Raw genomic sequence first — 5,854 nt, 5'->3', positions numbered from 1 at the left:
GCCCACCGTTTGTTCCGCGCTCGTGCCCCGCCTACCGGGCGCCGCGGCCCAAACACTGGGGGTCGCCGCCCGCCCCCCCCCGCGCCTGCCCGCCGCGGCACGCTGCGTGCCGGGCTTCCGGGTCCGGCCTCCCGCTCAGGCCCCTCAGGCCCCCTCAGGCCACCCTCCTCGTGCCCTCCCCAGGCCCCGGCTCAGGCCCCGGCTCAGGCCCCGGCTCAGGCCCCGGGACGGATCCACGGCGGACCGCCGGAGGGGGTGCGCAGGGCCAGCAGGGCGACATCGTCGTCGAACACCTGCCGGCTTCGGCTGATCAGGGTGTCGCACAGCTCCTCCAGCGGGGCCGCCGCCAGACGCGCGGCCTGCTCGGCCAGGTCGCCCAGTCCGGTGTCGATGTCCTGGTCACGGCGCTCGACCAGCCCATCGGTGAACAGCAGCAGCGTGCTGCCGGACGGGAGCGGGTGTTCGTGGCTGAACCGGGAGACGGACGCGTCGATACCCACCGGGATCCCGTGCCGGGCGGGCGCCAGGTAACGCGCATCGCCGTCCGCGCCGACCAGCAGCGGCGGCAGATGCCCGGCGTTGCTCCAGCCGAAGCTGTACCCCCCGCCCTCCGCCCGGCCGCGCTCGATACGGCCGAGCACCAGGGTGGCCGTGGGCGGGTCGGCGAACCTCGTCAGCGCCTGGTCCAGCCTTGACATGACGAGGCCGGGCGGCTCGCACCGGTCGAGAGCGATGGCCCGCAGCATGTTGCGGATCTGTCCCATCAGCGAGGCGGCCTCCACGTCGTGGCCGGTCACGTCGCCCACGACGACACAGGTGGCGCCGTCGGGCAGGACCATCGCGTCGTACCAGTCCCCGCCCAGCCGCAGCAGCCGGGAGGCGGGTTCGTAGCGGGCCGCGGCCTCGAGCGGCGAGAGGTCGGGAAGCCTGGGCAGCATGCGGCGCTGGAAGTGCTCGGTGGCGTGCTTGAGCTGCTCGTACAGGCGGGCGTTCGCCAGGCTGACGCCCGCGGCGCCGGCCAGCGCCGTCAGCAGGTCCTCGTCGTCGTCGTCGAAGGGCGTACCGTCCAGCTTGTCGGCGACGTAGAGGTCGCCGTAGACCGTGCCGCGCACCATGAGCGGAACGCCCAGCAGCGTCCGCATCACCGGATGACCGGGCGGGAAGCCGACCGGAAAGGGGTGCGCGGACACGTCCGCCACCCGCAACGGCTGCCGGTCGTCCACCAGGGTGTGCAGCAGCCCGTGGCCCTGTGGCAGGCCCATGGCAGCGCGGGCCGCCTGCGGGTCGTCGATGCCCACCGTGATCAGGTCGATGACCTCGCCGCTCTCCGAGAGCACACCCAGTGCCCCGTAACGCGCGGCCACGAGGTCGGTGGCCGCCTCCACGATGCGGTGCAGCACCGTGCGGGTGTCCATGTCGGCGCTGACCGCCCCGACCGCGTCCAGCAGGCGCCGCAGCCGGTGCCGGTCCAGAGCGAACTGCGGCGACCACACGGTTCCCTCGTCCCGGGTCCGGCCCCGCCCCCGCTGCTGCCAAGGGCTGTGCGCCATGGTGCTTCCTCCCGGCGCCGCCGGGCGCCGTCCCTGTCCTCGCCGTTTCCGCCATGCCTCGTCACGCCGCGCGCTCACCCGGCCGGGAACGGGCCGCAGCGGCGCGCCCGTCCGCGCCGGTCCCGGGCGCCGCAGCACCCGGCTTCCCCCTGCCGTGCGGGCCTACACACGCGGCACGGGCAGGACTCGGCGACGGCAGGGCCGTGCGGGCCGGCCGTACACCGGCGGACCTCGCTCAGCAGCTCGCCGCATGACCGAAGCCCGGCCGTGCGCGAGCGAATTGCATCCTGCTGCAGCCGGGCGAAGTGGACTTCTGTCCGCCCCACTCGCCCGCCGTGCGCGGCATGGCGGCCGGGCGTCCGGTGGTGCCCTGTTCACCGATCCGGCCGCGCAGGCCTGGCGGAGGGACCAGCCGCCGCGCGCCGACAGCGTCCGGGAGCACGGCTACCGGTCGATCACGAGCCTGCCGCTGCGGGCCAGGGGCACCGAGCTGGGCGTCACCGTGCTGCTGCGTCTCCGGGAGGAGCCGTTCAGCGACGAGGACCGGTTCCTGGCCGAGGAACTCGCGGCGCGGGCCGCCGTGTGCCTGGACAACGCGCGCCGCTTCACCCGGGAGCGCGCCGCCGTGCTGACCCTGCAGCGCAGCCTGCACCCCAGCCGGCTGCCGCCGCTGATGGCGGTCGAGACCGCATCCCGCTACCTGCCCGCCCACGGGGCCGGCGGGGCCGGCGGGGCGGGCGGCGACTGGTTCGATGTGATCCCGCTGGCGGGCGCCCGGGTGGCGCTCGTGGTCGGTGACCTCGTCGGCCGTGGCATGGGCGCGACGGCCACGATGGGCCGACTGCGCACCGCGGTGCGCAGGCTCGCCGACGTGGATCTGCCGCCGGACGAACCGCTGACCCGCCTCGACGACCTGGTCGACCAGAGCGCCCCCGTGGACGACGGCTCGTCCGCGGACGCCGCCGAACTGGGCGGCACCTGCCTCTACGCCGTCTTCGACCCGGTCTCCGGCACCTGCGCGGCCGCCCGGGCGGGCCGTCCGCCGCCGTTCGTGGTGACACCCGACGGCGAGGCCGGGCTGGTCCGGCTGCCCCCGCCCCGCCGCTCGGCCTGGGCAACCGGGTGTACGAGGCAGCCGAGGTCGAACTGCCCGAGGGAAGCCTGCTGGCGCTGTACACCGACGGGCTGCGGGACCCGTCCGACGCCGACCTGAGCCTGCGGCGGCTGTGCTCGGCGCTGTCGCGCCCGCCGGGCGTGCTGGAGGCGGTGTGCGACCACGTCGTCGAGACGGTCGTGCTGTCGGCCCACGCGGACGACGTGGCGCTGGTCGGCGCACGCACCCGCACCTTCGACGCGGGCGAGGAGGCCACCCTCGACGTTCCGCCACGACCCGGCCGCCGTGGCGACGGCGCGCGCCTGGGCCGGGGAACGACTGGTCCGGTGGGGGCTGGACGAACTCGGCTTCGTCACGGAACTGGTGGTCAGCGAGCTGGTCACGAACGCGCTGCGGTACGGCGAACCGCCGGTCCGCCTGCGGCTGCTCAACGTCGACACGCTGATCTGCGAGGTCACCGACGGCAGCAACACCGCTCCGCACCTGCGCCGGGCGCGTCTGTCGGACGAGGGCGACCGGGGGCTGACGCTGGTCGCCGGGCTGACCCAGCGGTGGGGCACCCGGCAGACCCGTCGCGGCAAGACCATCTGGTGCGAGCAGAGCCTGCCCCGGAAAACGGCCGTCCGCGCCCGCTGATCCACGGGCGGACGGCCGCCGCCGACCTCTTGGCGTGTCCTCGCCGGGCCTGGGGCACCGCACGAGCACCGGACCGCCGAACCGCAGCGGTCCGGCGGTCCGGCGGCCCGGTGATCCGGCGAGGTCCGGCCGCCCGGGCGCCGAGCCCGTCCGGGCGCGCCGAGGGTCAGGAGCAGGCGCTTCCGTTCAGGGAGAACGCGGTGGGGGAGGGGTTGCTCCCGCTGAGCGAGCCCTGGAACCCGAAGCTCACCGACGCCCCCGGCGCGATCGTCCCGTTCCAGCCGGCGTCGGAGGCGACGACGTCGGCGCCGCTCTGGGTGACGGTCGCGTTCCAGGCGTTCGTCACGCGCTGGCCGCCCGGATAACTCCAGGTCAGCTTCCATCCGCCGACCGCGGTCGACCCGGTGTTCTTGACGGTCACCGTCGCGGTGAACCCGTCGCTCCAGGCGTTGTCCACCTTGTACGTCACCGTGCAGGACCCCGTGGGCTCTTCACCGCCGCCGCTGGACGTCCGCTCGGCGGCGTAGGCGGCGAGCCAGGCCAGCGGGGCGTTCCAGTTGACGGCCACCTCGTTGGTGGAGTACGAGCCGATGTCGTCGATGTAGCAGGCGGCGGGCGCGCAGCCGGCCAGCTTCTCCTGCGCCACCGGGTCCTGCAGACCGCTGTTGGGGCCGCCCGCGAGCGAACCCGCCGGCGGGTTGGGCAGTGCGGCGTCCAGCTGGTGCGCCCAGAAGCGGTGGTGCTGGTTGTGCGAGGACGTCTCGCCGTACCCGGTCACGTACGACTGGCCGAGGGCGTTGCGGCCGAGCAGGTAGTCCATCGCCTCCAGGACCCCGGCCCGGTAGCGGGCGTCCCCGGTCAGCTCGCCGGCGACGGCCATGACGACCGCGTTGTCCGCGAGCTCGCTGTTGGAGCCCCAGAAGTAGCCGTCCTTGGGGATGGGCACCGCGTAGCCCTGCCCGGCCATCGTGGACAGGTAGCCGTCGGCGGCCGAGGTCACCGAGGACCGGATGCGGGCCAGGTCGGACGCGGGCAGCCCGTTGGGCACGGTGGCCAGGGTGAGCCGGCCCAGCGCGGCCGTGTCCGCCCAGCCGAAGCCGTACGGCGTGAAGGCGCTGGCGGAGGTGTGCCAGGACGAGGAGGTGACCGCGTCCCGGTAGGCGCTCTCGCCGGTCGTCGCGTACAGCTCGGCGGCCGCCCAGTAGAACTCGTCGCTCACCTGGGTGTCGCCGTAGGCCCCGCCGCCCGTGCTGTCCGAATCGGGCGCGTACATCGCGGGGTTGGCCTGCGCCGCCGTCCAGGCCTTGCGGGCGGCCGCCAGGCAGCGGTCGGCGAACGCGGCGTCGTACGGCCGGTAGACGCGGGCGCACTGCGCGGCGGTCGCCGCGAGGTTCAGGGTCGCCGCCGTGGACGGCCGGTGCAGCTCACGGACCTGGGTGTCCTGGTCGGGGCGGGTCGGCAGCGCGGTCCAGGCGGCGTCGTGCACCTTGTGGAACGCCATGCCCGCGTACGGCTTGCCGTCGGGCACCTGCATCCGCATCAGGAACTCCAGCTCCCAGCGCGCCTCGTCCAGCACGTCCGGCACGCCGTTGCCGCGTTCCGGGACGCGCAGGGTGGAGTCGCCCAGCGCGGCGTCGGTGCCCGCACGCTCGGCCCGCTCGAAGGAGTTGACGACGAGCCAGGTGGAGATGCCTCCGTTGACCACGTACTTGCCCTGGTCGCCCGCGTCGTACCAGCCGCCCCTGACGTCCCGGGTGTAGTCGCAGACTCCGGACTGGCAGGGCACGGCGGTGTCGCCCTTGTTCGGCGCGACGCCGAGGTGCCCGGCCGGGCGTGCGTAGGCGGAGCCGACGAGGGAGGACTCGATCGCGATGCCGCTGCGCTGGTGGTAGAAGAACGCCATCGAATCCGAGCGCAGCCCGTCGTAGAGGCCGGCGCGGATGTCGAACGGGTCGCTGGTGCTGCCGTCCACCGACAGGACGTATCCCGTGCCCGTCTCCTGGTACGAGGAGAAGTCGGCCACCTGGACAGACTGTCCGGAGGGCGTGTCCGCGCCGCGCGGGACCGTCGAGCCGGAGGCGACCACCGTGCCGGAGGCGGTGCGCAACTGCCAGGTGAGCGCCGACGACGAGGTGGTGACGACGGTGGCGCGCTTGGGGCCGTCCGGCAGATAGCCGACCTGGTTGACCCGGACTGCCGTGGTCGCCGCCGCGGCGTCGGCGAGTCCCGCGGCGGCCGGTGCGGTCAGCAGCCCGCCGAGGAGGAGTGAACCGGCCAGGAGAACCGTGGGGAGGGTTCTGCGCCTGCGTAACGACACGGAGGGGGGCATGAGCGGCTCCTGAGTCACTGGGGGGTGGCTCCCGGGGTGGGGGTGCTTGGGAGCGCTCCCATGGTGGACCCCCTGGGGTGGGAGTTCAAGAGGTGGCGCAGGGGGCCGCGGTCAGGGGGAGTGGGGCGGGGGGGGGGGGGCCCCCCCGGCCCCCCCCCCCCCCCCCGAAGCCCCCGGGGGGCGGTCAGGGTGAGGGGGGGGCAGGCCCGGTATGCGGGGGCGGGG

3 protein-coding genes and 1 pseudogene are annotated in these 5,854 nt (G+C 74.8%); 2 read left to right on the top strand and 2 right to left on the bottom strand.

All coding sequences use genetic code 11. From position 1 onward, the window contains the following. Positions 1-215: 215 nt before the first annotated feature. Positions 216-1,550 carry a PP2C family protein-serine/threonine phosphatase gene (locus ACH4ZX_RS15730; RefSeq protein ID WP_398272458.1) on the bottom strand — a complete coding sequence of 445 codons (1,335 nt, stop codon included), beginning with the start codon at positions 1,548-1,550 and terminating at the stop codon, positions 216-218. On the opposite strand from ACH4ZX_RS15730, the pseudogene ACH4ZX_RS15725 reads away from it, so the two are divergent. Both ACH4ZX_RS15725 and ACH4ZX_RS15720 read left to right on the top strand, forming a co-directional pair. Continuing rightward, a pseudogene (locus tag ACH4ZX_RS15725) lies at positions 1,549-2,831 on the top strand (PP2C family protein-serine/threonine phosphatase); the annotation flags it as partial. The gene ACH4ZX_RS15730 and the pseudogene ACH4ZX_RS15725 sit on opposite strands and share 2 nt — an antisense overlap. 118 nt (positions 2,832-2,949) lie before the next feature. Then, positions 2,950-3,300, top strand: a complete 351-nt coding sequence (locus ACH4ZX_RS15720) for an ATP-binding protein (RefSeq protein WP_398272456.1) — start codon at positions 2,950-2,952, stop codon at positions 3,298-3,300. Between the two features lie 166 nt (positions 3,301-3,466). On the opposite strand, the gene ACH4ZX_RS15715 is transcribed toward ACH4ZX_RS15720, so the two are convergent. Beyond that, on the bottom strand, positions 3,467-5,629 hold the full coding sequence (locus tag ACH4ZX_RS15715) for a glycoside hydrolase family 9 protein (protein ID WP_398272454.1): 2,163 nt from the start codon (positions 5,627-5,629) through the stop codon (positions 3,467-3,469). Between the last annotated feature and the right edge of the window lie 225 nt (positions 5,630-5,854).

The organism is Streptomyces sp. NPDC020490, from assembly GCF_044335305.1.
Classification (GTDB): Bacteria; Actinomycetota; Actinomycetes; order Streptomycetales; family Streptomycetaceae; genus Streptomyces.
Note: the sequence above shows the minus strand (reverse complement) of the source record. Positions and strands in the feature narration are given on the sequence as shown.